At 58.9% G+C, this 24,813-nt stretch carries 33 protein-coding genes and 1 pseudogene; 3 read left to right on the top strand and 31 right to left on the bottom strand.

What is annotated here, in order from left to right; genetic code table 11:
* Positions 1–32: 32 nt before the first annotated feature.
* The 5 genes from CQ015_RS14350 to truA all read right to left on the bottom strand — a co-directional run bounded on the left by CQ015_RS14350 (position 33) and on the right by truA (position 5,227).
* On the bottom strand, positions 33–1,364 hold the full coding sequence (locus tag CQ015_RS14350) for a UDP-glucose/GDP-mannose dehydrogenase family protein (protein ID WP_105650435.1): 1,332 nt from the start codon (positions 1,362–1,364) through the stop codon (positions 33–35).
* A gap of 126 nt (positions 1,365–1,490) precedes the next feature.
* Entirely contained in the window at positions 1,491–2,837 is a 1,347-nt protein-coding gene (gene glmM / locus CQ015_RS14345; protein ID WP_096283776.1) for a phosphoglucosamine mutase, read from the bottom strand.
* A 162-nt stretch (positions 2,838–2,999) separates the two neighbouring features.
* On the bottom strand, positions 3,000–3,500 hold the full coding sequence (gene rpsI, locus CQ015_RS14340) for a 30S ribosomal protein S9 (protein WP_096283623.1): 501 nt from the start codon (positions 3,498–3,500) through the stop codon (positions 3,000–3,002).
* Between the two features lie 38 nt (positions 3,501–3,538).
* Positions 3,539–3,982 carry a 50S ribosomal protein L13 gene (gene rplM, locus CQ015_RS14335; protein WP_096283625.1) on the bottom strand — a complete coding sequence of 148 codons (444 nt, stop codon included), beginning with the start codon at positions 3,980–3,982 and terminating at the stop codon, positions 3,539–3,541.
* Between the two features lie 309 nt (positions 3,983–4,291).
* Positions 4,292–5,227 (bottom strand): tRNA pseudouridine(38-40) synthase TruA, encoded by a 936-nt coding sequence (gene truA, locus CQ015_RS14330; protein ID WP_105650434.1) that lies wholly within the window; start codon positions 5,225–5,227, stop codon positions 4,292–4,294.
* A 150-nt stretch (positions 5,228–5,377) separates the two neighbouring features.
* Between truA and CQ015_RS14325 the strand changes: the two genes are divergently transcribed.
* The gene (locus tag CQ015_RS14325) at positions 5,378–5,854 is read left to right on the top strand and encodes a hypothetical protein (RefSeq protein ID WP_146114071.1); all 477 of its coding nucleotides are present in this window, start codon (positions 5,378–5,380) and stop codon (positions 5,852–5,854) included.
* 129 nt (positions 5,855–5,983) lie between these two features.
* Here CQ015_RS14325 and rplQ read toward each other — a convergent pair.
* The 19 genes and pseudogenes from rplQ to CQ015_RS14230 all read right to left on the bottom strand — a co-directional run.
* Positions 5,984–6,430: pseudogene (rplQ, locus tag CQ015_RS14320) on the bottom strand (50S ribosomal protein L17); the annotation flags it as partial.
* Positions 6,431–6,514: 84 nt separating this feature from the next.
* Entirely contained in the window at positions 6,515–7,519 is a 1,005-nt protein-coding gene (locus CQ015_RS14315; RefSeq protein WP_096283635.1) for a DNA-directed RNA polymerase subunit alpha, read from the bottom strand.
* Positions 7,520–7,686: 167 nt separating this feature from the next.
* The gene (rpsK, locus tag CQ015_RS14310; RefSeq protein ID WP_096283637.1) at positions 7,687–8,088 is read right to left on the bottom strand and encodes a 30S ribosomal protein S11; all 402 of its coding nucleotides are present in this window, start codon (positions 8,086–8,088) and stop codon (positions 7,687–7,689) included.
* Between the two features lie 43 nt (positions 8,089–8,131).
* Entirely contained in the window at positions 8,132–8,506 is a 375-nt protein-coding gene (gene rpsM / locus CQ015_RS14305; protein WP_096283639.1) for a 30S ribosomal protein S13, read from the bottom strand.
* A 145-nt stretch (positions 8,507–8,651) separates the two neighbouring features.
* The gene (gene rpmJ, locus CQ015_RS14300; protein ID WP_013349661.1) at positions 8,652–8,765 is read right to left on the bottom strand and encodes a 50S ribosomal protein L36; all 114 of its coding nucleotides are present in this window, start codon (positions 8,763–8,765) and stop codon (positions 8,652–8,654) included.
* A 135-nt stretch (positions 8,766–8,900) separates the two neighbouring features.
* Positions 8,901–9,122, bottom strand: a complete 222-nt coding sequence (gene infA / locus CQ015_RS14295) for a translation initiation factor IF-1 (RefSeq protein ID WP_096256877.1) — start codon at positions 9,120–9,122, stop codon at positions 8,901–8,903.
* 207 nt (positions 9,123–9,329) lie between these two features.
* Positions 9,330–10,160, bottom strand: a complete 831-nt coding sequence (map, locus tag CQ015_RS14290; RefSeq protein WP_105650462.1) for a type I methionyl aminopeptidase — start codon at positions 10,158–10,160, stop codon at positions 9,330–9,332.
* A 135-nt stretch (positions 10,161–10,295) separates the two neighbouring features.
* On the bottom strand, positions 10,296–10,868 hold the full coding sequence (locus tag CQ015_RS14285; protein WP_096283641.1) for an adenylate kinase: 573 nt from the start codon (positions 10,866–10,868) through the stop codon (positions 10,296–10,298).
* On the bottom strand, positions 10,865–12,169 hold the full coding sequence (gene secY / locus CQ015_RS14280) for a preprotein translocase subunit SecY (RefSeq protein ID WP_105553129.1): 1,305 nt from the start codon (positions 12,167–12,169) through the stop codon (positions 10,865–10,867). The genes CQ015_RS14285 and secY overlap by 4 nt, the downstream gene beginning before the upstream one ends.
* A gap of 254 nt (positions 12,170–12,423) precedes the next feature.
* The gene (gene rplO, locus CQ015_RS14275; RefSeq protein ID WP_096283645.1) at positions 12,424–12,876 is read right to left on the bottom strand and encodes a 50S ribosomal protein L15; all 453 of its coding nucleotides are present in this window, start codon (positions 12,874–12,876) and stop codon (positions 12,424–12,426) included.
* Positions 12,877–12,878: 2 nt separating this feature from the next.
* A complete protein-coding gene (gene rpmD, locus CQ015_RS14270) occupies positions 12,879–13,085 on the bottom strand; it encodes a 50S ribosomal protein L30 (protein ID WP_096283647.1) in 207 nt (68 codons plus the stop codon).
* 3 nt (positions 13,086–13,088) lie between these two features.
* Complete coding sequence (gene rpsE / locus CQ015_RS14265) at positions 13,089–13,769, bottom strand: 30S ribosomal protein S5 (protein ID WP_176484079.1); 681 nt, start codon at positions 13,767–13,769, stop codon at positions 13,089–13,091.
* A 29-nt stretch (positions 13,770–13,798) separates the two neighbouring features.
* On the bottom strand, positions 13,799–14,170 hold the full coding sequence (gene rplR / locus CQ015_RS14260; RefSeq protein WP_096283652.1) for a 50S ribosomal protein L18: 372 nt from the start codon (positions 14,168–14,170) through the stop codon (positions 13,799–13,801).
* A gap of 2 nt (positions 14,171–14,172) precedes the next feature.
* Positions 14,173–14,709: a 50S ribosomal protein L6 gene (gene rplF / locus CQ015_RS14255; protein ID WP_096283654.1), complete on the bottom strand. Its 537-nt coding sequence runs from the start codon at positions 14,707–14,709 to the stop codon at positions 14,173–14,175.
* A gap of 20 nt (positions 14,710–14,729) precedes the next feature.
* On the bottom strand, positions 14,730–15,128 hold the full coding sequence (rpsH, locus tag CQ015_RS14250) for a 30S ribosomal protein S8 (protein WP_096283656.1): 399 nt from the start codon (positions 15,126–15,128) through the stop codon (positions 14,730–14,732).
* Between the two features lie 57 nt (positions 15,129–15,185).
* Complete coding sequence (gene rplE / locus CQ015_RS14245; protein ID WP_096283658.1) at positions 15,186–15,755, bottom strand: 50S ribosomal protein L5; 570 nt, start codon at positions 15,753–15,755, stop codon at positions 15,186–15,188.
* The gene (rplX, locus tag CQ015_RS14240) at positions 15,755–16,099 is read right to left on the bottom strand and encodes a 50S ribosomal protein L24 (RefSeq protein ID WP_096256888.1); all 345 of its coding nucleotides are present in this window, start codon (positions 16,097–16,099) and stop codon (positions 15,755–15,757) included. Before rplX ends, rplE begins: the two co-directional genes overlap by 1 nt.
* A 2-nt stretch (positions 16,100–16,101) precedes the next feature.
* Positions 16,102–16,470 (bottom strand): 50S ribosomal protein L14, encoded by a 369-nt coding sequence (gene rplN, locus CQ015_RS14235; RefSeq protein ID WP_096283660.1) that lies wholly within the window; start codon positions 16,468–16,470, stop codon positions 16,102–16,104.
* Between the two features lie 325 nt (positions 16,471–16,795).
* A complete protein-coding gene (locus CQ015_RS14230; RefSeq protein WP_105650432.1) occupies positions 16,796–17,758 on the bottom strand; it encodes an endonuclease/exonuclease/phosphatase family protein in 963 nt (320 codons plus the stop codon).
* A 382-nt stretch (positions 17,759–18,140) separates the two neighbouring features.
* Between CQ015_RS14230 and CQ015_RS14225 the strand changes: the two genes are divergently transcribed.
* Positions 18,141–18,965, top strand: coding sequence for an MBL fold metallo-hydrolase (locus CQ015_RS14225; RefSeq protein ID WP_096283664.1), 825 nt, complete (start codon positions 18,141–18,143; stop codon positions 18,963–18,965).
* A gap of 33 nt (positions 18,966–18,998) precedes the next feature.
* Here CQ015_RS14225 and CQ015_RS14220 read toward each other — a convergent pair whose 3' ends face one another.
* The gene (locus tag CQ015_RS14220) at positions 18,999–19,508 is read right to left on the bottom strand and encodes a glyoxalase/bleomycin resistance/extradiol dioxygenase family protein (RefSeq protein ID WP_105650431.1); all 510 of its coding nucleotides are present in this window, start codon (positions 19,506–19,508) and stop codon (positions 18,999–19,001) included.
* Between the two features lie 69 nt (positions 19,509–19,577).
* On the opposite strand from CQ015_RS14220, the gene CQ015_RS14215 reads away from it, so the two are divergent.
* The gene (locus CQ015_RS14215; RefSeq protein ID WP_105650430.1) at positions 19,578–20,417 is read left to right on the top strand and encodes a helix-turn-helix transcriptional regulator; all 840 of its coding nucleotides are present in this window, start codon (positions 19,578–19,580) and stop codon (positions 20,415–20,417) included.
* A gap of 371 nt (positions 20,418–20,788) precedes the next feature.
* On the opposite strand, the gene CQ015_RS14210 is transcribed toward CQ015_RS14215, so the two are convergent.
* The 6 genes from CQ015_RS14210 to rplV form a co-directional block, all read right to left on the bottom strand.
* Positions 20,789–22,381 carry an exo-alpha-sialidase gene (locus tag CQ015_RS14210; RefSeq protein WP_105650429.1) on the bottom strand — a complete coding sequence of 531 codons (1,593 nt, stop codon included), beginning with the start codon at positions 22,379–22,381 and terminating at the stop codon, positions 20,789–20,791.
* Between the two features lie 276 nt (positions 22,382–22,657).
* Positions 22,658–22,945: a 30S ribosomal protein S17 gene (gene rpsQ / locus CQ015_RS14205; protein WP_096256894.1), complete on the bottom strand. Its 288-nt coding sequence runs from the start codon at positions 22,943–22,945 to the stop codon at positions 22,658–22,660.
* Entirely contained in the window at positions 22,945–23,214 is a 270-nt protein-coding gene (gene rpmC, locus CQ015_RS14200) for a 50S ribosomal protein L29 (protein ID WP_096283676.1), read from the bottom strand. Before rpmC ends, rpsQ begins: the two co-directional genes overlap by 1 nt.
* Positions 23,215–23,216: 2 nt before the next feature.
* The gene (rplP, locus tag CQ015_RS14195; RefSeq protein WP_096283678.1) at positions 23,217–23,633 is read right to left on the bottom strand and encodes a 50S ribosomal protein L16; all 417 of its coding nucleotides are present in this window, start codon (positions 23,631–23,633) and stop codon (positions 23,217–23,219) included.
* The gene (rpsC, locus tag CQ015_RS14190) at positions 23,634–24,419 is read right to left on the bottom strand and encodes a 30S ribosomal protein S3 (RefSeq protein ID WP_096283680.1); all 786 of its coding nucleotides are present in this window, start codon (positions 24,417–24,419) and stop codon (positions 23,634–23,636) included. It lies immediately after the preceding gene.
* Positions 24,420–24,785 (bottom strand): 50S ribosomal protein L22, encoded by a 366-nt coding sequence (gene rplV / locus CQ015_RS14185; protein WP_096256898.1) that lies wholly within the window; start codon positions 24,783–24,785, stop codon positions 24,420–24,422.
* Between the last annotated feature and the right edge of the window lie 28 nt (positions 24,786–24,813).

Genomic DNA, 24,813 nt, shown 5'->3' with positions numbered 1-24,813 from the left:
CAGAGACCACATTTTCTTTTCAGGGATTACTGTTAGTCGAGCGCGAACTTCTCGCCGGGCCCGGTGATAACCCAGCCCTGCTCGCGCCACATCGGGCGGTCCAGCACATTGCGCCCATCGATCAGGGCCCGGGTGCCAACGACCTCGCCGAGCTCTTGGGGGTCCAGCGCCCGGAATTCCTTCCATTCGGTCAGCAGCAGCACCAGGTCCGCGGCCTTCGCCGCCTCGCGCCAGGAGTCCACGTAGTTCAGCCTTGGGAATCGTCCGGCCGCGTTCTTATTGCCCTCCGGGTCATAGACCGAAACTTCGGCCCCGGAGTTGTACAGCCGCACCGCGATATCCAGCGCCGGCGAGTCACGCACGTCGTCGCTGTCGGGCTTGAAGGTCACCCCGAGCACGCAGATCCGCTTGCCCGCCAGCTGCTCCCCCAGGATCGAGGAGGCCAGCGACACCACGCGGTCGCGGCGGCGCAGGTTGATCTGGTCCACCTCGGCGAGGAAGCCCATGGTCTGGCTCAGGCCCAGCTCGCTGACCCGGGCCTGGAGGGCGCGGATGTCCTTGGGCAGGCAGCCGCCGCCGAATCCGACGCCGGCGTTGAGGAATTTGCGTCCAATGCGCGCATCGTGGCCGATCGCGTCGGCCAGCGTCTTGATGTCCCCGCCGACGTTCTCGGTGACTTCGGCGAAGGCGTTGATGAAGGAGATCTTGGTGGCCAGGAACGCGTTGGCGGCTACCTTGACCAGCTCCGAGGTTTCCAGGTCGGTGACGACCTCGGGGGTGCCGGCGGCGAGGATCGGCGCGTAGACCTCGCGCAGCTTGCCCAGCGCGCTCTCATCCGCCAGGCCGTAGACCAGGCGGTCCGGTGTCAGTGTGTCTTTCACGGCGAAGCCCTCGCGCAGGAACTCCGGGTTCCAGGCCAGGGTGATGTGGCTTTCCGGGCTCGCGGTGGCTTCGATGCGTTCGGCCAGCCGGCGGGCTGTGCCCACGGGCACCGTGGATTTGCCCACGATCAGCGCCTCGCCGCTGATGTGCTCCACCAGGGAATCCACCGCCGCATCCACGTAGCTCATATCCGCAGATTGGGAGTCCGCGCGCTGCGGGGTGCCGACGGTGACAAAGTGGATGTCGGCCAGTTCGGCCACCTGCGCGTAGGAGTCGGTGAACCGCAGGCGCCCGCTGGAAACATGCTTGCGCAGCAGCTCGGGCAGGCCCGGCTCGTGGAAGGGTAGGATCCCGGCAGCCAGTGCCTGGAGCTTCTCCGGATTAACATCCAGGCCGATGACCTCATAGCCCAGTTCTGCCATGCACGCTGCATGGGTTGCACCAAGATAGCCGGTGCCGATGACGCTGATACGCAAAGTCACGAAGTACTACTCCCCAGATATCTAACCCAATAACTACTAGTTAGCATGCCACACCCCCGCACCATGATCCCTGCGGGAACGCGGTACGGGGGTGTGAGTTTTCTTGATGTTTACTGGGTGGTTGCCTTAAAGCGCCAGGTGGGTTGCCACGGCGCCGGCCAGCAGCTCCGCTTCGAGCTGGGCCTGGTCCTGGGTGGCGGCCTCGACCATCACGCGAACCACTGGCTCGGTGCCCGAGGGGCGCAAGAGCACCCGTCCGGTGGAACCCAGGCGGGCCTCGGTCCCGGCGATCTCATTGAGCAGCGGTTCGCACTCGGCAACCCCTGCCTTGTCCACGCCGCGCACATTGATCAGTACCTGCGGCAGGACGGTGAGCACGGAGGCAAGCTCCTTGAGGGTCTTGCCGGTGGCCTTCACGCGGGCTGCCAGCAGCAGGCCGGTCAGCACCCCGTCACCGGTGGTGGCGTACTTGCTGAAGATGACATGGCCGGACTGCTCGCCGCCCAGCGAGTAGTTGCCTTCGCGCATGCCTTCGAGCACGTAGCGGTCTCCGACGCCGGTCTGCTTGAGCGTGATGCCGGCTTCTTCCATGGCGATCTTCAAACCGAGATTGCTCATCACGGTAGCTACCAGAGTGTCATCAACCAGCTCGCCGCGGGCTTTGAGGTCGATGGCCATCACGGCCATGATCTGATCCCCGTCAACGACGGTGCCCTCGTGGTCCACCGCGAGGCAGCGGTCCGCGTCGCCGTCGTGGGCGATGCCCAGGTCCGCACCGTGCTCGAGCACGGCGGCCTGGAGCTTTTCCAGGTGGGTGGAGCCGTAGCCGTCATTGATGTTGATGCCATCTGGCTCGGCGCCGATGACAATGACCTCTGCGCCGGCGTTCTTGAATACCTCTGGCGAGCAGCCCGAAGCCGCGCCGTGGGCGCAGTCCAGAACCACCTTAACGCCTTCGAGGCGGTTTGGCATAGCCGCCAGCAGGTGCATGATGTAGCGGTCCTCGGCGTCGGAGAAACGCGAGATCCGTCCTACGGCGCCACCGGTGGGGCGCGGGTTCGGCATGTCCAGGCAGGCTTCGATCGCGTCTTCCAACGCGTCGTCCAGCTTCTTGCCTCCCCGGGCCAGGAACTTGATGCCGTTATCCGGCGCGGCATTATGCGAGGCGGAGATCATCACGCCGAAGTCGGCGTTGAGATCACCGACCAGGAATGCGGCGGCCGGAGTCGGCAGCGTGCCCGCATCCTTAACGTCAACACCGGAAGCGGCCAGACCAGCCTCGATCGCGGCGGAGAGGAAGTCGCCGCTGATACGCGGATCCTTCGCCACCACGGCAACCGGCTTGCGTCCGTCTTCCGACTGACTTAAACCAAGAACCACCGAAGCTGCTTGCGCTAGATCCAGCGCCAGCTCGGGGGTTAATAACTCGTTTGCTTTTCCTCGGACCCCATCGGTCCCAAATAACCTTGCCATCATCGTCAATCATAAGCCCTGCGCATCGATTTACCCGTGCGTATGTGAGCTTTGGAACGCTATGTGAGAAAACTTTAATGGCCAGGAGGTCACAAACGGCCGTTTAAAGGCCAAAGGCCCGCATCCGAAGATGCGGGCCTTTGGGAAACCTGTGGGTAAGGTTTAGCGCTTCGAGAACTGCGAAGCCTTGCGGGCCTTCTTGAGACCAGCCTTCTTGCGCTCGATGACGCGTGCGTCACGAGTCAAGTAGCCGGCCTTCTTCAGCGCCGCGCGGTTTGCATCGCGATCGATCTCGTTCAGCGAGCGGGCAATGCCAAGACGCAATGCGCCGGCCTGGCCGGAGATGCCGCCACCGTGGATACGGGCGATAACATCGTATGCGCCTTCTAGACCCAGAACCTTGAATGGCTCGTTAACATCCTGCTGGTGCAGCTTGTTAGGGAAGAAGTTTTCCAGGGTGCGGCCGTTGACGACCCAGTTGCCCGAGCCTGGGATCAGGCGAACGCGGGCAATAGCCTGCTTGCGGCGGCCTACTGCGCCACCTGGAACGGTTAGTGGAGCGCGCTCGGTGTCGGCTACGACGGTCGATGCAGCGGTCTCGGTGGTGTAAGTCGAAGGGGTTTCGCCTTCGAATTCGGTGGTCTCTTCAGCGTTCTCAGCCACGATAATCTCCTATTAAGTCTTTGTTCTCGGGGCCAGTACTACTGAGCGACCTGGCTGATTTCCAGTACCTTTGGAGCCTGAGCAGCGTGTGGGTGCTCGGCGTCGCGGTATACCTTCAGCTTGGACAGCTGAGCGTCGGAAAGCTTGTTCTTTGGAAGCATGCCCTTGATGGCCTTCTCGACGGCCAGAACTGGGTTCTTCTCGAGGAGCTCGGCGTAGTTAACGCTCTTCAGACCGCCCGGGAAGCCCGAGTGACGGTAGGCGCGCTTGTCCTTCAGCTTCTTACCGGTCAGGGCGACCTTCTCGGCGTTGATGATGATGACATGGTCGCCCATGTCCATGTGAGCTGCGAAGGTTGGCTTATGCTTGCCGCGCAGCAGGGTTGCGGCCTGGACGGCGAGACGGCCGAGTACTACGTCGGTGGCGTCAATGACAAACCACTGACGAGTCTGGTCAGCCGGCTTAGGGGTGTACGTACGCACAGTAATTGCCTTACGTTGATTCGTTTCTGGTCAAACAGTCGCAGGTGTCGAGGCGTGAGATCCTCCAGTGACGAGCACTGTCGTGTTGTTCTTGTGCTTAGACCAGTACGTCAGGTGAGGACTGATGATGACCGGCCGTCCATATATTGTTCGCACACCCAGCAGACCAGCGACTATGCAACTAAGCCGTCACGCTTGGGCGTGTAGTGTCGAACGTGGACATACACAACTCATAAAAGTTTAGCCGATTAACACTCAGACGACCAAAACAAAGGTGCCTCTTGGTGAGCAATGACACCCAAAGGGTCATTAATCGAGGTCTTTTAATGAATCCTTCTGCGAAACGTCGCGCCTTGCCCTGGTAAGTGCCGCTCGCTCGGCCAGCTCGTGGTCATCAGGATAGTAGACCTCTTCGAGCACCAACGCGTGCGGATGAGCCAGAATCGACTTCGAATCGCGCACCATCAGCGCCAGGCGTTCGGCCAGAAAACCGGGCTCTTCCCTGCCGCTAGCCACACGCAGCGCCGCCCCGATCAGCGAGCGCACCATATTGTGGCAAAACGCGTCGGCCTTCAAGCGCACCAGGATGTTGCCGTCCTCGGCACGGCTGAAGTGGAACTCCTGCAGCGTGCGGATAGTGGTCGCTCGCGGGCGCGGCTTGCAGTAGGAGAGGAAGTCGTGGCGTCCGAGGACCGACCGGGCCTCGGCGTTTAACAGGTCAATGTTTATGTCCTCGCGGTACCACATGGTCAGCTGCCGGCTCAGCGGATCCCAGCGGTGGATGCCGTCGGCGATCCGGTAGGAATAGCGACGAGCCAAGGCGGAGAAGCGTGCGTCGAAACCCTCGGCGGCCTTGGCCACTTCATGAACCCACACGGCCTTATCCTGGCGGCCCAAGAGGCCGTTGATGCGGCGCAGGAGCGCCGGGCCAGGCTCCAGATCCGAATTGCGCGGCAGAGCCAGATACTCCTCCTCGGTCAGATCGAAGTGGACTACCTGCCGGCGCGCGTGCACCCCGGCATCGGTGCGTCCGGCGACGACCACCCGGATCAGGCGGCGGATCAGGGTTTCCAACGCCTCTTCGACCAGCTGCTGCACCCCGACGACATTGGGCTGCCGCGCCCAGCCGTTGTAGGCGGCGCCGTCGTAGCCAAGCACCATGCGCATGCGGATCAGCGCCGGGGACGAACTAGTACCCAGAGCGGTGGTACCGAAGGGATCAATGACCTCTGACTGCGAATTCATGCTTTCAATTATCCTCTGAGATAGCGCCCGAATTCCAACTGGGAATTGTTCGCAATGAACTGAGCAGCCTGGCCTACTGAAAGTGACTGCAAGTGATTGAACGCTTCATGTCGGCTAAATAAGGCTAACGGCTCGCTATAATTGGCGGTAGTGGCTTTTCACGAGTATTTCGTGGTGAGCCTAACGATCATCGAACACCAACGGCTTGGAGCATCCATGAATTTCACCCGCATGACTGCAATAAGCGCTATCACCTTAGCTGCCACCTTCGGCTTGGGCGCATGCGCGGAGAAACCTCTGTCAAATGAAGAAGCCTGCCAAGAGATCATCAACCAGGCCAAAGAGCAGAATCTCGACACCGACAGCACGGGCAGCCTCGGCGATACCGTGGAGCAGGGCAAAAAAATATCTGCAATCTTCCGCAGTGTGGCAGACCAAGCCGAAGCTGAGTTTTCCGCTGATTTGGCCGCCTACGCCGACAATACAGACGAGTTCATTGCCGTGGTCTCCGATGACTCGCTCAGTACCCAGCAGATGCAAGTGAAGATGTCGTTGCTGGATACCGCGGAGAACCGCGCGCTTTCCGACAAGCTGGAAACGACGTGCCCAGGGCTTAACGACCTGTAGGCCCTGCCGCGCTTGCTTCAGCTCTTTCAAATTCTGCGATTAAAGAGAAATCCCCGGACATTCCTTGCGGAATGTCCGGGGATAACTTGACCGTTTTACCGGTGAAGATTCACAAGCTCAGGCTTAGGCTTCTTCGGTGGTAGCTTCGGTTGCCTTCTCGGTAGCCTGGGTGGCTTCCTTGACGACTGCCTGCTTTGGCGAAACCGGTTCCATAACCAGTTCGATAACAGCCATAGGAGCGTTGTCGCCCTTGCGGTTACCAATCCGGGTGATGCGGGTGTAGCCACCCTGGCGATCGGCCATAGCAGGTGCGATGTTCGCGAACAGCTCGTGAACGATCGACTTGTTGGTGCGCGAGCGCGAAGCGATAACCGACTGGACGCGACGACGCGAGGCCAGATCTCCACGCTTTGCGAAGGTGATCAGGCGCTCTGCGTGTGGACGCAGACGCTTGGCGCGGGTCAGGGTGGTGGTGATCTTCTTGTTCTCGAAGAGCTGTGCGGACATGTTAGCGAAGATCAATCGCTCATGTGCTGCACTGCCGCCGAGACGCGGACCCTTAGTAGGGGTAGGCATGGTAGTTCTCCTAGATGAATGACCGAGTCCGCCGGTATGTGACCGGCAGGTCGGGTGAAGTAGTGTGTCGCGAGACTATGGTCTTTACAGGCCTTCGTCGTAGACGTCGTCGCCATCTTCGATGGCACTACGAGCGGCAAGGTCGAACCCTGGAGGGGAATCCTTCAGTGCTAGACCCAGTTCAACAAGCTTGGCCTTGACTTCGTCAATGGACTTCGCACCGAAGTTACGGATGTCCATCAGGTCGGCCTCGGAGCGAGTTACGAGTTCACCCACGGAGTGGATGCCCTCACGCTTCAAGCAGTTGTACGAGCGAACGGTCAGTTCCAGATCCTCGATCGGCAGCGCCATGTCTGCAGCCAAAGCTGCATCCGTTGGCGATGGGCCGATTTCGATACCTTCGGCTGCGGTGTTCAGTTCGCGGAACAAACCGAACAACTCAACCAGCGTGGTACCTGCGGATGCAACAGCATCACGCGGGGTGATCGACGGCTTTGCTTCAACGTCAACGATCAAGCGATCGAAGTCGGTGCGCTGCTCAACACGGGTAGCTTCCACGCGGAAGGTCACCTTCAGCACCGGCGAGTAGATCGAATCAACTGGGATTCGACCGATCTCGGTGTCGGCACTCTTGTTCTGAGCAGCTGACACATAGCCACGGCCACGCTCGATGGTCAGTTCCAAATCGAACTTGCCATTGGCGTTCAAGGTAGCGATGTGCAGCTCAGGGTTGTGGAACTCTACACCCGCTGGTGGGGTGATATCCGCTGCGGTGACGACGCCTGGGCCCTGCTTGCGCAGGTAGGCGACGACCGGCTCGTCGTGCTCGGAAGAGACCGACAGGTTCTTGATGTTAAGAACCAGTTCGGTGACGTCTTCCTTGACACCGGCTACGGTAGAGAACTCGTGCAATACACCGTCGAGTCGAACACTGGTGACAGCTGCACCAGGGATCGAGGACAACAGGGTACGGCGGAGTGAGTTGCCTAGGGTGTAACCAAAGCCTGGCTCCAACGGTTCAATGATGAACCGGGAGCGATTCTCGGAAACTACTTCTTCGGTCAGGGTTGGGCGCTGCGTAATGAGCACTTACATTTCCTTTCAGCGAGCGTCCGCTATATGACGCCTCACGGGGGTGGAAACGACGGTAGCCTGTTGGCCGTTCGTCTGTTGCAGGCATGAGAGTCCAAGAACGTCACCGACCCATTCGGCAAGAATGGCTCGGTGACTTCTTTAGGCTCAGCCTAGCGAATCAATTAGACGCGGCGACGCTTTGATGGGCGGCAACCGTTGTGGGCACTTGGGGAAACATCCTGGATGGATCCAACCTCAAGGCCAGCAGCCTGCAGCGAACGGATCGCGGTTTCGCGTCCCGAGCCCGGGCCCTTGACGAAAACGTCAACCTTGCGCATGCCGTGCTCCTGCGCGCGCTTAGCGGCAGATTCAGCGGCCATCTGAGCAGCGTACGGGGTCGACTTACGCGAGCCCTTCATGCCTACCTCGCCGGCCGAAGCCCACGAGATAACAGCACCGGACGGATCGGTAATCGATACGATGGTGTTGTTGAAGGTGCTCTTGATATGCGCCTGTCCCTGCGCGATATTCTTTTTGTCCTTGCGACGCGGCTTACGTACCGCTCCACGAGTCTTTGGGGGCATTTCTTCTCCTACGAAAAAAGTATTTGAACTAGACCGCTAAGATTTAGCGAGTCTTCTTCTTACCTGCGACGGTACGCTTCGGGCCCTTGCGGGTACGAGCGTTGGTCTTGGTGCGCTGACCGTGGACCGGCAGGCCCTTACGGTGACGAATACCTTCGTAGGATCCGATCTCGACCTTGCGGCGGATGTCAGCCTGAACCTCGCGGCGCAGGTCACCTTCTACCTTGTAAGTGCCTTCGACGAAGTCACGCAGCTGAACGAGGTCAGCGTCGCTGAGATCCTTAACGCGCGTGTCCGGGTTGGTCCCGGTCGCTGCGATGATCTCTTCTGCACGGGTCTTGCCCACGCCGTAGATGTAAGTCAGCGCGATAATTACGCGCTTTTCGCGTGGAATGTCCACGCCTGCTAAACGAGCCAAGTGGCTACCTTTCAACCAACGGAGGTCTGGAGCAGTACCACCCAGGATATCTCCTGGCCCCGGCCTCCGAACCCGGGGGTGTGCATCGAGTCTTCGATGCGGTACTGCCTATATGACTACGCGTGGGAAATTCCGAAGAACGGAATTAGCCCTGACGCTGCTTGTGGCGTGGATTCTCGCAGATCACCATGACCACGCCATTACGACGGATCACCTTGCATTTATCGCAGATCGGCTTCACGCTAGGGTTAACCTTCAAGGCTTTGTCCTTTTGCGGTTGCAGTTATTGAGTGGAGCAGTGAATAAGCAGCTTGTCCCATGGACATTCCTCAGACGGGCGTTCGAACGATCTCTCGTTCAACGTCCGTCAGGCTAATGTCTATGGACTGCAGATTTACTTGTAGCGGTAAACGATACGGCCTCGGTTGAGGTCGTATGGGCTCATTTCAACCTGCACTCGATCCTCTGGGAGGATACGAATGTAGTGCTGACGCATCTTACCCGAGATAGTGGCGAGCACCACGTGACCGTTTGGCAGCTCTACGCGAAACATCGCGTTCGGCAGCGCTTCGGATACGGAGCCCTCTACCTGGATGACGCCTTCCTTCTTGCCCATTTTCCCCGCTAACTTTTGTTGTTGACGATTTTCCATCAACAAGTAATTGGTTCTGGCTGTATACGACTTCACCGAACCCTAAGAGTTTTAGGCTCAGTCAAATAGACAACCAAAAATTAAGAATACGCCATTGGCAGACTCTAGGACAAATCCAAGGACGCACTTAAACTGTTAGCTCCGGCACGCTGGGCGTGCCGGAGCCAGAACTTAAGGCTTGATCGGCGAGGGAGTCACGCCGAATGGCGCCAATCCCGCTTCGCCGCCGTCGTGTGCGGTGAGTACCCAGATGCCGCCCATGTGGATGGCTACGGTGTGCTCCCACTGCGAGGCGTTCGCCTTGTCGTCGGTGACTACCGTCCAGTCATCTTCCAGCACCGAGGTCGCGATCTTGCCGCGCACCAGCATTGGTTCGATGGCCAGCGCCATGCCGGGCTTGATCCGCGATCCGCGGTGGCCGGTGTTGTAGTTCAGCACATCGGGGGCCATGTGCATGGCCGAGCCGATGCCGTGGCCGCAGTACTCCTCCAAGATGCCCAGCGGGGCCCCTGGCTGGGAGCTGACGAAGTCGTCGATCGCTTCGCCGATCTGCCCGATGTACCGCGCCTTGGAGAAGGCGGCGATGCCGGCCCACATGGCCTGCTCGGTGATCTCGCTCAGCCGCTGGTCCGCCGGGTCCACGTTGCCGATGAGCAGGGTGCGCGCGGAGTCCGAATGCCAGCCATCGATGATCGCGCCGCCATCGACCTTGAGCACATCCCCGTCCTTCAGCTCGTACTCGCTGGGGAAGCCGTGGACGACCTCGTGGTTCACCGAGGCGCAGATGTTCGCCGGGAAACCGTGGTAGCCGAGGAAGTTGCTGGTGGCGCCGTGGCGTTCGAGCACCTTCGCGAAGGCCGCGTCGACCTGCTTGGTGGTGACCCCCGGACGGGCGGTGGCGCTGGCCTCATCGAGTGCTTCGGCGAGCACCAGTCCGGCCTCGCGCATCTTCAAAATCTGCGAATTGGTTTTGTACTCAATTCGTGGCTGACCTAGAGCCAATGTCATGCCCCTTAATTCTTTTGGGTCTCAGAACCCAAGTAAGCGTTTGGATATGTGTAGCTAAACCACGCAGGGACCGTGCCACGGCCCTCAGAGGCTGTTCGCGGCACGGTCCCTACGTGTAAGTGGAAATGCTTAGGCGGTAACGTTCAACGCCGAGAGCACACGCTCGGTGACCTCGTCGATGGCGCCAATGCCATCGACCTTGCGCACGATGCCGCGCTCTTCGTAGCGATCCACCACGATGCGGGTCTCTTCGTTGTACAGACCCAGGCGGTGGCGGATGACCTCTTCGGTGTCATCGGCACGGCCTTCGATCTCAGCACGCTTGAGCAGGCGCGCTACCAGCTCTTCGTCATCGGCGGTCAGCTGCAGCACCGCATCCAACTCGACGCCCTGAGCGGCAAGCATGGCATCCAGGGCATCAACCTGAGCGCTGGTGCGTGGGTAGCCATCGAGCAGGAAGCCGTTGGCGACATCTTCCTGGCCCAGTCGATCTTCAACCATGTTGTTGGTGACCGAGTCCGGCACGAAGTTGCCGGCGTCGATGTACTTCTTCGCCTCGACACCCAGTGGGGTGCCGCCCTTGACGTTGGCGCGGAAGATATCACCGGTGGAGATCGCGACGATCTCCAAACGCTCGGAAATCTTCACTGCTTGGGTGCCTTTGCCGGCACCCGGTGGACCAATAATTAACAGTCGACTCATCGCAGTAGCCCTTCATAGTTTCGTTGCTGCATTTGAGCATTGATTTGCTTGACGGTTTCCAGACCCACACCAACCATGATGAGGATCGAGGTGCCGCCAAATGGGAAGTTTTGGTCTGCGTTGAACAGCACGAAGGCGATCAGCGGGATCAACGCGACGAACGCCAGATACAGGGCGCCCGCGAAGGTGATTCGGGAAATCACGAACTGCAGATACTCGGCCGTTGGCTTGCCGGCGCGAATGCCCGGAATGAAGCCGCCGTACTTCTTCATATTGTCCGAGACTTCAATCGGGTTGAAGGTAATCGCGACATAGAAGTAGGTGAAGCCGATGATCAGCAGGGTGTAGACGAGCATGTACCACGGCGAAGAGGACGCCGAGTGCTCCTGCAGCCACATGGCCCAACCCGGCAGGGTGCCGTCATCGTTCTGGTTGAACGAGACGATCATCTGCGGCAGGGCGAGAATCGAGCTGGCGAAGATCACCGGGATCACGTTCGCCATGTTGACCTTCAGCGGAATGTAGGTGGAGGTGCCACCCACGGTGCGCCGCCCGATGGTGCGCTTGGCGTACTGCACCGGAACTCGTCGCTGGGACTGCTCCACGAACACGACCAGCGCGATCACCAGGAAGCCGACGGCGATGACACCGATGAAGGTGCCCCAACCCTGGGACTGCGCGATGGCGCCCATGGCGGCCGGGAAGCCCGAAGCGATCGAGATGAAGATCAGGATGGACATGCCGTTGCCGATACCGCGTTCGGTGATCAATTCGCCCATCCACATGATCAGGCCGGTGCCTGCGGTCAGTGCGAAGATCATCAGCAGAATCACGATAATCGAGTCATCGGGAATCAGCGGCAGGGTGCAGCTCGGGAACAGTCCGCCGGTACGCGCCAGAGTGATCAGCGTGGTGCCCTGCAAGAGCGCCAACGCGATGGTCAGGTAGCGGGTGTACTGGGTCAGCTTGCCTTGGCCGGCTTGGCCTTCCTTGTGCAGTGCTTCGAAGTGCGGGATCACCACACGCAGTAGCTGCACAATAATGGCCGCCGTAATGTACGGCATGATACCCATGGCAAAGATCGAAACTTGCAACAGGGCGCCGCCGCTGAAGAGGTTTACGAACTGATATAGACCACCGGTGGTTGAACCCAATGCTAGACACTGCTGAACGTTGCTGTAATCCACGCCCGGGGCCGGAATAAAAACGCCGACTCGATAGATCGCAATGATCCCGAGGGTGAAAAGCAGTTTGTTGCGCAGGTCAGGCGTCCGAAAAACTCGGGCTATGGCGCTGAACAAGCGTCCTCCTGAAGTATGTGCTTGAGTCTAGGTAAAGACTCTTGCTATGACCTAATGATTCTAGCCGTCTTATGTACTATCTCGCCAAATACGCCACACAGCTATAACCCCATTTTTTCGCAGTGGTTGCGGAAATACGGTGGTTTACTTGGGATTTTACAGCGTAATACTAAGAGTAACGCGAGATAAGAAAATCCCCGGTGAGCTTGTCTGAACAAGCTCACCGGGGATTTAGCTTTAGCGCAAACCCTGAATTAGAGGGTTTCTGCCTGGCCGCCAGCAGCAGCGATCTTTTCGGTTGCGGAAGCCGAGAAAGCGTTAACCTTCACGTCAACCTTGACCGTCAGGTCGCCGGTGCCCAGCACCTTGACAGGCTGGTTCTTACGAACAGCGCCCTTGGCAACGAGTGCCTCGACGGTAACTTCGCCACCTTCTGGGAACAATTCCGAGATCTTGTCCAGGTTTACAACCTGGAACTCGACGCGGAATGGGTTCTTGAAGCCACGCAGCTTTGGCAGACGCATGTGCAGTGGAAGCTGTCCACCTGCGAAACCTGCCTTGATCTGGTAACGAGCCTTCGTACCCTTGGTACCACGGCCTGCAGTCTTACCCTTGGATGCCTCGCCACGACCCACGCGGGTCTTGGCGGTCTTGGCACCCTGAGCTGGACGCAGGTGGTGAACCTTAAGTGCTTTTTCTTCAGCCATCTTTACTTCGCCTCCTCAACCTTCAACAGGTGTGGAACCTTGTTGACCATACCTACGGTCACAGGGTCAGCGGAGCGGACAACGGTGTGTCCGATGCGCTTCAGACCCAGCGAGCGAACGATGTCGCGCTGAACCTGGCTACCACCAATGATGGACTTAATCTGGGTGATTTCCAGCGTGGCATCGCCTGGAACAATGTTCTTAGCCATTGATTAAGCACCTGCCTTCTGGGTCTGGATGTGACGCAACATTGCTGCTGGTGCAACCTCGTCCAGCGGAAGACCGCGGCGAGCTGCAACTGCTGCAGGCTCTTCGAGACCCTTCAGCGCTGCAATGGTGCCCTTCACGATGTTGATCTGGTTGCTTGAACCCATCGACTTCGAAAGGATGTCCTGGATACCAGCGCATTCCAATACCGCACGCACCGGACCGCCGGCGATAACGCCGGTACCCGGAGCAGCTGGACGGAGCAAGACGACGCCAGCGGCGGCCTCGCCCTTGACCAGGTGCGGGATGGTGCCGCCAACGCGTGGAACGCGGAAGAAGGACTTCTTGGCTTCTTCAACGCCCTTGGCGATAGCTGCTGGAACTTCCTTGGCCTTACCGTAGCCAACGCCAACCATTCCGTTGCCGTCGCCCACGACGACAAGTGCGGTGAAGCTAAAGCGACGACCACCCTTGACGACCTTGGATACGCGGTTGATAGCTACAACGCGCTCAAGGAACTTGTCCTTGTCGTCATTGCGGCTGTCCTTCGAATCGCGGCCTCGGCCACGACCCTCGCCACGGCCACGGCCTTCTCCACCACGGCCACGACCCTCGCCGCGAGCGGCGCCGGTCTTCTCCGTGGCAGGAGCTGCAGTAGTCGAGGCTGCTTCAGTAGCTTCAGACACCTGAGTTTCCTTCTTGTTAGTAGCTTCGCTCACAGTGCCAGCCCACCTTCACGTGCGCCGTCGGCAATGGCTGCCACGCGACCATGGTAGCGGTTACCGCCGCGGTCGAAGACAACTGCTTCGATGCCTGCAGCCTTGGCGCGCTCTGCAACGAGCTCACCAACGCGCTTGGACTTTGCGGTCTTGTCGGCATCGCTTGCGCGAAGATCTGCTTCCATGGTCGAAGCGCTGGCCAGGGTCAGACCCTGTGAGTCGTCCACGATCTGTACGAACATGTGACGAGCCGAACGGTTGATGACCAAGCGTGGGCGTACCGAGGTACCAACGATGCGCTTGCGCACACGCAGGTGGCGACGACCGCGTGAAGCGGACCTGCTCTTGCCCTTGATTCCGATAGCCATAATTATTTACCAGCCTTTCCGACCTTGCGGCGGATGATCTCGCCAGCGTAGCGAATGCCCTTGCCCTTGTAAGGCTCGGTCTTGCGCAGCTTGCGGATGTTAGCGGCAACTTCACCGACGTGCTGCTTGTCAATACCAGCGATGGTGATTTTGTTGTTGCCCTCGACGGTAAAGGTGATGCCGTCAGGAGCCGTGACGCTAACTGGGTGCGAGTAGCCGAGAGCGAACTCCAGGCCGGCGCCCTTAGCGACAACACGGTAACCGGTACCGTGGATTTCCAGCTTCTTTTCGTATCCGTCGGTCACACCGATGATCAGGTTATTGATCAGGGTGCGGCTCAAGCCGTGCAACGAACGCGCATCGCGCGAATCGTTCGGGCGGGATACGGTAACGGTGTTCTCATCCTTGGCAACGGTGATAGGAGCCGAGATGGTGACCGAAAGCTCACCCTTCGGGCCCTTTGCGGTGACCTGCTGGCCATCCACATTCAGCTCAACGTTTGCCGGGACGGTGATCGGAAGACGTCCAATACGTGACATTGTATGTTTCTCCCTTCCCGTTACCAGACGTAGGCGAGGACTTCCCCACCTACGCCCTTCTTTGCAGCCTGACGGTCAGTAAGCAGACCGGAGGAGGTGGACAGGATTGCGATACCAAGGCCACCGAGCACGTGAGGCAGGTTGGTGGACTTTGCGTATACACGCAAGCCTGGCTTGGAGATACGGCGTACGCCAGCGATTGAACGCTCACGCGATGGGCCGTACTTCAGGGTGATGGTCAGCGTCTTGCCGACTTCTGCTGCTTCTTCCTCGAAGGAGGCAATGTAGCCCTGATCCTTCAAGATGTTGGCAATGCGCACTTTGAGCTTGCTCGACGGCATCGACACGGAGTCGTGGTGTGCCGAGTTGGCGTTGCGCAGTCGAGTCAGCATATCTGCGACTGGATCTGTCATAGACATGTGGGCTTCAGCCCTTCCTCGTTACGGTTTCCGCTAGGGACCTGTAACGTAGCGAGTTTAGTTGTTGGTCTTGAACGGGAAGCCCAGAGCCTTGAGCAAGGCACGGCCTTCATCGTCAGTCTTGGCGGTGGTCACCACAGTGATGTCCATACCGCGCACGCGATCGATCTTGTCCTGGTTGATTTCGTGGAACATCGACTGTTCGGTCAGACCGAAAGTGTAGTTGCCATTGCCATCAAACTGGCGGTCGCTCAGACCGCGGAAGTCGCGGATACGAGGCAGTGCCAAGGTGATCAAGCGATCGACGAATTCCCACATGCGATCGTTACGCAAGGTGGTGTGGGTACCAATCGGCATGCCTTCGCGCAGCTTGAACTGTGCGATCGACTTGCGAGCCTTGGTGACCACTGGCTTCTGACCGGTAATTGCGGTCAGATCGCGCACGGCGCCTTCGATGAGCTTCGAGTCCTTAGCGGCCTCGCCGACACCCATGTTCACGACGACCTTGGTCAGGGTTGGTACCTGCATCGGGTTGACGTAGCTGAACTGCTCCTGCAATGCAGGGCGGATGTCTGCGGCGTACTTTGCCTTCAGACGTGGCTGGATCTTGGTGGCTGTCTCAGTCATTACAGATCCTTTCCGGAAGCCTTGGCGTAACGGACGCGCACAGTCTTGGACACACCGTTCTTCTCGACGGTTTCCTCGCGGAAACCAACGCGGGTTGGCTTCTTGGTCTCTGGGTCAACCACTGCAACGTTGGAAACGTGCACTGGAGCCTCGACAACCTCGATGCCACCGGACGTGGTTCCGTTTTCGGACTGTCCAGCCTTGGTGTGCTTGGTGACGCGGTTAACGCCCTCAACCAGAACGCGCGAAGTGGCGGTGATGACAGTCAGGACCTTGCCCTGCTTGCCACGCTCTTTGCCTGAGATGATCTGAACCAGATCACCCTTTTTGATCTTTGCACCCATGCTTACAGCACCTCCGGAGCCAACGAAACGATCTTCATGAACTTCTTGTCACGAAGTTCGCGACCCACTGGACCGAAAATACGGGTTCCGCGGGGCTCACCTTCGTTCTTCAAGATCACAGCAGCGTTCTCGTCGAACTTGATGTAGGAACCGTCTGCACGACGGATTTCCTTCTTGGTGCGAACAACGACAGCCTTGACGACGTCGCCCTTCTTCACGTTGCCGCCTGGAATTGCATCCTTGACGGTAGCGACAATAGTGTCGCCAATGCTTGCGTAGCGACGCTTCGAGCCACCGAGCACGTTGATGGTAAGGATTTCCTTAGCACCAGTGTTATCGGCAACTTTTAGTCGCGACTCTTTCTGAATCACTTCTTACTCCTGTCGTCTCGCTGGTTCTCTCTGGGAGCCTTGCGGAACGGATATGGTCTCCACGATACGATCGCTTACCCCCACCGGCGCGGGCGCACCGAATGCTGGTCCCAATTGCTGGCAGGGCCGAGGCGTAAAATATCGAGGCTGTACTACGCAACCCGACGGTGTCAGGCCGCACTGCATCGCACCGAAGGTGGATAGTCCTCGAATGAAATGCGCACAGAACCTTAAGTCTAGCCTAGATTCACGCCATTTAGAAATGGTGTGGTAATAGGAAAGCTAGCGTTCTTGGTCACACCCGCGGCCCGGATTGTTCCCGGCTTTACGGGCTTGCTGGCGGATGCAGATGCAAAGTTGCGCTGAGCGCCAAATGATCTGAGCCGGGCAATCGGGTCGCTTTCGTCTCCGAGACCGTAAACCCACGAGAAATGATGTGATCAATCTCTATGACTGGACTCGGCAGTCGCGTGGCCGGCCAAGTCGCCGCAGGAACAAACCCCGAAGCTTCATCTAGCCCCTGCACCGCGCGGCGGTATTGCGGATGGCCGCGCGTGGCATTGAAGTCGCCCGCCAAAATCACCGGGTTTTCACCATGCGTTTCGATCCACTTCTCCACGCTGCCAAGCCCCTGCTCCCAGGTTTCCGCATTGCCCAATGGCGGATACACATGCACTGCGGCCAAGGGCACCTGCTGTCCCTGAACCTCGATCAGCACCGTGGGCATGCTGAACCACCCGGTCTCTTCGGTACTCAGCTCCGTCTCGGTCTGGGTCAACGGGAGTTTTGAAAAGATGACTGTGTCCCGGTTTCCATCTTCCGGCGCCGGAGCTGTCCGGTAGAGATATTCGGTCATGGCCCCGCGGGCCGCGAGCGATTCATGCAACGGCTCACTGGTCTCCACCAAAACAAGCACATCTGGATCTTCGCTGCTGATCTCTCGCGCCAGCTCGGCGGGATCTGCCTGGGCCTTATAGGTATTAAACGAAAATACCTTCAGCGCCGGTCCAGGTTCTGTGCCGGCCGGCGGATTGAACTGCAGGTAAGGCTGCAATCCGAAGATGAGCACCAAAAGCAGCACCGCTCCCGGAAGCAATTTGCGCCGCCAGCAGGCATAGACCAGCGCAGCAAATGGGATGAGCAGAAGCCACAGCGAGGCCGCCTGCACCTTGGGAAGCACTCCCCCGGCGAGCCACGGTACATGCGCGAGCCCCGCAATCAGCAGTGACATCAGCACGACTGGGATCCACAAGGTCTTTTTCCGTTTTTGCAGATCAATTGTAGGCATACCGGGAGCTTATCCTGTCGGGATGTTTAGCAGGAATCAGCCCCACGGCTCACAGTATTTATTCCATTGCCCAGCCGGTAGCGTTGCACAACTCGCAGGGATTCTCGTGGCGGATCTGGCCGTTGGAGCCGCCGGTGGGGGCCAAACTTCTCCGGGTAGGACGAACGGTGAGTGTTGCGGCGATTAGTTGACTGCCATAACCCGCACTGCACGGATGCAGCGCTCCCCTGCGACGGTTGCCTAGGCGCGCTGCTCGTGGAGCACTCTGCGCTCCCGGACACAGCCGAGATGACCCTGGAATTTGTGCTGATGCCGATGGCCCAGGCCCATTGCTGTCGGCTGATCCAACATTTCGACCACCGACGGCTGTACCGTTGTGGTCATGTCTTGGGTTGAGGTCGCAAACGACGTATTCGTGAAATCTTTTGGCGCAGATAGCGTCAACATTGCCGCGATCCTCGGGCCTAGCGGCACGACCGTCGTTGACACCGGCGGTTCACCCAGTGAAGCCAGGGCAATAGTCGATGAGCTGAGGCAACGCTTCGGCAAACCAATCGTGGGCGCGATCAATACCCACGCGCACTACGATCATTGCTTTGGTAATTCCGTATTTGCCCAATTGGGCGTTCCGATTATCGGCCACCAGCGGATCCCTGCCCACTTCGATTCCTTTGAAGCACCACGTTTGAAGGCATGGCGCAAGGATCCCAGCCGAGAAACAGACAAAGCATGGGACCAGGTCGCCTTGGTGCACCCGTCCGTGCTTGTGGAACAAGCGGCGACGCTGACCGCTGGTGGACGCGAGATTGCCTGTTTGCCCGTATCGCGTGGACACACGGACACAGATCTTGCGGTCTTCGTTCCCGACGCCCGAGTATGGATGCTTGGGGATGTGATCGAAGAATCCGGGCCTCCCATGTTCGGTTCGGGAAGCTGGCCGCTTGACTGGCCCGAATCCTTGCGCACGCTGCTGACTGGAATCGGGCCAGCGGATGTGATCGTTCCGGGGCACGGGCGGACCGTGGATCTCCAATTTGCCAACACGCAGGCCTCAGAACTCCACGCTGTGGCTCATGCGGTTCGAAGCGCATGGAACGCCGGGCGCAGCATTGATGAAGCACTAGCCGCGGCCGAATTGCCTTGGCCCCGCTGGATGCTGCACTCCGCATTTGAACGAGGATTCTCTGAACTATCCGCACAAGGGTGAAGTCGATGCGGAAGCACGCAGACCACGCGCAGCTCAGGCCTGCTGCTCGGCCGCCCACCGGGCTACGCGTTCCTTGCTCTGCGCTTCGGAGAGATCCTCCACCCTGGACATCAGCGACCAGCGCACTCCAAAGGGATCAATGATCGAGGCAAAACGATCACCGGACACGAAGGTTGCCACCGGCTCCCGGATTGCGGCGCCCGCCGCCTCGGCCTTTGCCACTAGCTCATCGACGTTCGGGCAGTACAGGCCCATGGAGTAGCAGGCTTCGGGTTGCGCTGGTGGTGCAACGAGTCCGTAATCCGGGCTCGGCTCTCCCAGCTGCAGTTTGCCGTTGCCAAAGTCCAGGTCTGTGTGGACCATCACTCCCCCGATCTCGGTGGAGTCCACGACTCTGGCATTAAAGACCTCACGGTAGAACTCCACGGCCTGTGCCGCATTCCGGATCGCCAAAAACGGGGTCAACGATGTGGATCCGCGAGGGATTCCTGCGACTGTGTGCTGCCCGGTCACACCCATTGTGTTTTCTTCTCGATATTCCATACCTTCACCCTAGGAGCTTGTAGCACGCTGAGTCTTGTAGATTCGCGCCAATCGTGGAGGTGAACAGTCATGGACAGCTCGGCCGAACGTCGTGGCGTGCTCTACCCCGCGAAGTTGCCAGACTTCATGCGAGTGCCGGCTCCCGAAGAGTTGCGTGACCGCGTGGGCTGGTTCTGGCTGGCTCGCTGGGATATTGCCCCAGGCCGTTCCTCGCGCCAAGAATTGCTTCCGTTCCCCTGCATGAATGTGGATATTCAACGCCAGGGCGTGACGCTCTCCGGCGTTGCTTCCGGTGCCTCGCATCGTGATTTGAGCGGAACCGGCTGGGTCCTCGCGGCCATGCTCCTGCCTGCGTCCACCCCGGCCTTCGGCCTTGATCCGCGCAGCTTGCTCGGAGCCGAGATGCGCATCCCGGGACCGACACCGCACGAACCGATCTGCGCATTGCTGGCCGGCCCGGTGAACAGGGAAACCATCGAATCGGCGATCAGGCTCTTCGCGGCCTGGCTCGAAGCGAAGATCCCGCGTGCTTCGGTCCAAGGGCTTCTGGCGAATCGCATGCTTGAGCTGGCCGCCGGGCAGAGGGAAATGATCAATGTCCCCCAGCTGGCACAGGTCATGGGGATATCGGTGCGCAGCGTCCAGCGCCTGGCAAATGATTACGTGGGGCTCGCACCGTTGACCATCATCCGCCGATACCGTCTGCAAGAAGCCGCACAGCGGCTGCGTGAAAGCCCTGAAACAACGATCGCCCAGATTGCCGCCGAGTTGGAGTACGCAGACCATGCGCATCTGACCACCGATTTTCGCCAGGTACTCGGTTTCACCCCGAGCGCCTACCGCGCAAATTCGAAAGCAGCAGACACGGTCTTTCGCGAGCCTAGCCAGACAGCGCGGCGACCGCACTGATTTCGACGAGCGCACCCTTCACACCCAAGCCTGCGACGAGGCTCGCGGTAACCAGTGGCGGATTCGCGGAGCGCAGTATGCCGGCGATAGCCCCGTAGGCGCGGGATACGTCGACGCCCGCGGCGAGTTGGACGTTCCAGGAGAATCACATCGGCCAAGATCCGCGCCGGTGGCGTTCAAGGCGACGCGTTCGTTGTTCAACGCCCGGGCGGCACCACCGCCACGTGGCTGAAGGCTGTCGGCCGACCAATCTCGGCATGGTGTCTTGCCCCTGCTTATCCAAAAGTCCGGGGGGTGTTGCCACCGAGATTGGGATGGCAGCTGACTGGCAACGCCTGTTGAACAGTTCCTGCGAAGTTCAGGGAAACCGTTTACGCGGGAGCCGGATGGATAATGCCGGTGGCGGTATCAACGACAAAGTTGTTGTGCCAAGAATCATCACCAGCTTTGAGTGAGCAACGCACCTCAGCTGATCCGCGCCTGATGTCAGCGGATGTGAGGGTATAGGTCGGTGTGAAAAAGTTGATGGCCTTCCCCGGAGGCACCACTGCTTCTGGGAACTGCTGGTCGAGATCCCCATCAAAGTTTCCATTTAGCGCAACCTTGAGCGAGGACTTTCCTTCATTGGAAAAACGTCCCGTAAAAGCGAGGATATCGCCGACGCGGAGACTCTGCTTTGGCGCCCCGTAGTTGGCTTCCTGCGCTTCGCGTGTACCTAGGATCTGGTCACCGCCAGCGTATCCCTGCCCAACTTCTTTCCATGCATGATGCCCCCATTCGCCGGCATTGGCGGATATGACATGGAATTCACCGACATTGACCCACTTTTCTGGTTGCCCGGGAGTTATAGAACGCAGCACCATGATGAATGGGCCCGTTTCTAGATCCGTATACGTGTCGGCGGCCTGACGAAGTGAGCTTTCGCTGAGCGCGGCCGATTCTAGCCGCGCAAAAACAATATTTGTGTATCCACTGTCCTCCAATAGAACTCCGAGTGACCCATCTGCCAGACGCGTTCCCGTGGAGTACGCAGAACTTCCGGGACATATGGAGGCGACCGGTTGCCATTGAGTGCCTGCATCAAATGACACGCTCAGAACGGTGTTGCGGCGAAGTGAGCTATCGCGGTTATTCGTGGCCAACAAGATAGGTCTCGGCTTGTCATTCTCGATAGAAAATATGCTGCCGTTATCACCAGGATCCGGCAGTGAAGGAACCGGAAGTAGCGGCCCGTAGCTGTGCCCACCATCGCTGGATACGGCTTGGACCCGGTGACCTGGTGCGCGTGAGTTCAGCAGGACTCGACCATCCGAAAGCTCGACTACCTTATTCTCATTTGCTTCCTCCGCCGTAGACTCGCCAAGTGTCCAAGTCTGACCGTGATCATCGGAATAGGCCGAGGCGGCTTTGATGACACCGTTTTCAAGCAGCACCATTTGCTGCAGCATCCGGCCAGCAAAGCGACCTTGGGTCAGTTGAATGCCAGCACCGGCGGCGGCAAAAATCCCAGTGATCCCCGGGCGCTTGAGCTGTTCTGTGATCCTGCGGTATCGCCAGCTCAATCCGTCATCATCCGAATAGGCAAGATCCACATGTTGCACCGCATCCTCGGGCTCGATGCCTTCTACGGACTCGAAGAATCCAGCATGAGTGCCCGCAGCGTGGAAACAGAATATACGTGAGGTCTGCTGATCTACTATCAGGCTGGGGTCGCCAAAGCCTTGCAGTCCTGTGCCGGTACGGATATTCAGCTGTGCGCCCCACGAAAGGCCATGGTCCGTGCTTCGCCGAAGCAACAGATCGATAGTGTTGGGCAGATCGTCAAGATTTGGGCGGCCGTCGTAGGCTGCGAGTACGGTTCCAGCGGTCGTGACGGCCAGGGCCGGGATGCGGTACTGGCGGTGTCCGTTGAGACCACGCGTTGCCAATATCTGCGAAGAAAAATTTGGTGATCGATCTGACATGTTCTATGTCTACCGCGGCGGGGAACATGTATCAACTCATCATTGATGTCATTACGCACTGCTCAGCACCGTAGTCCCCTACCTGCCGGCCTGCCGCGAACATCGATATGCGGCCCAGTACGTGAATACGGAATCTTCGCACCCAATTGCAGTCCGTTTTAACGTACTCTGCTGCGGTCGCAGCCCGGGCGCGCAAAAACGCCCCGGGGCTCTGCTTGCGCAGCGCTCCGGGGCGTTTTCAGTTATTCACGTAATCCGTGAAATCACCGAGAAAGCTTACTTAGCCTTCTCAACGATCTCAACGAGACGCCAGTTCTTGTCTGCTGACAATGGGCGAGTCTCTGCGATTACAACCAAGTCGCCAATGCCGGCTTCGTTGTTCTCGTCGTGAGCCTTCACGTTCTTGTTGCGACGCATGACCTTGCCGTAAAGGGCGTGCTTAACACGGTCCTCAACGTCAACGACGATGGTCTTCTGCATCTTGTCGGAAACCACGTAACCACGGAGGGTCTTGCGGTCGTTGCGCTCTACAGCTGCGTCCACGACGTTATCCTTCTCGCTCATTACTTGGTTTCCTTGCCCTTCTTGGTCTCTTCAACCGGGACAACAACTTCCTTACGAAGACCCAGCTCGCGCTCACGCATTACGGTGTAGATGCGTGCGATGTCGCGCTTGATAGCCTTCAGGTTGCCGTGAGTTTCAAGCTGGCCGGTAGCCGACTGGAAACGCAGGTTGAACAGTTCTGCCTTGGCCTTCTTCAATTCCTCGTTCAAACGAGTATTATCGAAGCCGTCCAGGGAGTCGACGCTTAGATCCTTAGAACCAATAGTCATCCCTATTCACCACCCTCACGACGCACGATGCGTGCCTTCAATGGCAGCTTGTGGATTGCGAGACGCAATGCTTCCTTAGCTACCTCTTCTGAAACGCCATCAAGTTCGAACAAGATGCGTCCTGGCTTTACGTTTGCAACCCACCACTCCGGGGAACCCTTACCGGAACCCATGCGGGTTTCGGCTGGCTTCTTGGTCAGTGGACGGTCTGGGTAAATGTTGATCCAGACCTTACCGCCACGCTTGATGTGACGGGTCATCGCGATACGAGCTGCCTCGATCTGACGGTTCGTCACGTAAGCAGGAGTAAGAGCCTGAATGCCGTATTCACCGAAAGCAACAGTGGTTCCGCCCTTGGCAGCGCCGGAGCGCTTCGGGTGGTGCTGCTTACGGAACTTCACTCGACGTGGGATAAGCATTTAAGCCTGTCCTCCTTCCGCAGCCGGAGCTGCAGCGCCCTTACGCTCTGGACGACGACGACGCTCTCCACCACGTGGACGATCGTTGCCACCGCCGCGACCACCGCGAGCCGGAGCTGCTGCGGCCTGCTGTGCAGCAAGTTCCTTGGCGGTTACGTCGCCCTTGTAGATCCAGACCTTCACGCCGATACGGCCGAAGGTGGTCTTGGCTTCGAACTTGCCGAAGTCGATGTTCGCACGCAGGGTGTGCAGCGGCACACGACCTTCGCGGTAGAACTCCTTGCGGGACATTTCTGCACCGCCAAGACGACCGGAGCACTGAACGCGGATGCCCTTGGCACCAGCGCGCATTGCCGACTGCATGGCCTTCTTCATCGCGCGGCGGAAAGCCACACGCGAAGCAAGCTGCTCGGCGATGCCCTGGGCGACCAACTGGGCCTCCATGTCAGGGTTCTTGACCTCGAGGATGTTCAGCTGAACCTGCTTAGCCGTCATCTTCTCCAGTGCGCCACGGATGCGATCTGCTTCGGCGCCGCGGCGGCCGATCACGATGCCCGGACGTGCGGTGTGGATATCCACACGAACACGGTCACGAGTGCGCTCGATCTCGACGCGGGCGATGCCTGCACGATCCATTCCGGTGGACAGCAATGCGCGGATCTTTACGTCTTCTTTTACGTAATCTGCGTAGCGCTGTCCTGGCTTGCTGCTATCGGCGAACCAGTGCGAAACGTGGTCAGTGGTGATGCCGAGACGGAAACCGTTCGGGTTTACCTTCTGTCCCATTTAGTTCTCCCCACCCTTCTCCGGGGTTGAAACAACCACGGTGACGTGGCTGGTGCGCTTCTTGATCTGGAATGCGCGACCCTGAGCTCGCGGCTGGAACCGCTTCATGGTCGGACCTTCGTCAACAAACGCTTCGCTGATGATCAGCTCGTCCTCATTGAATGCTTCACCTGCACGGTCTGCAGCGGCACGGGCGTTAGCCACTGCCGATGCAACAACCTTGTACACTGGCTCCGAAGCTGCCTGTGGGGCAAACTTCAGGATAGCCAGCGCTTCGTTGGTCTGTAGACCACGAACAAGGTTGACGACGCGCCGGGCCTTCATAGGCGTCACGCGAATATGGCGCGCAATTGCCTTGGCTTCCATTGCTTTCCTTCTCTCGTCTCTCGAAGAG

It is taken from the genome of Arthrobacter sp. MYb221, assembly GCF_002979835.1.
Lineage (GTDB): Bacteria > Actinomycetota > Actinomycetes > Actinomycetales > Micrococcaceae > Glutamicibacter.
Note: the sequence above shows the minus strand (reverse complement) of the source record. Positions and strands in the feature narration are given on the sequence as shown.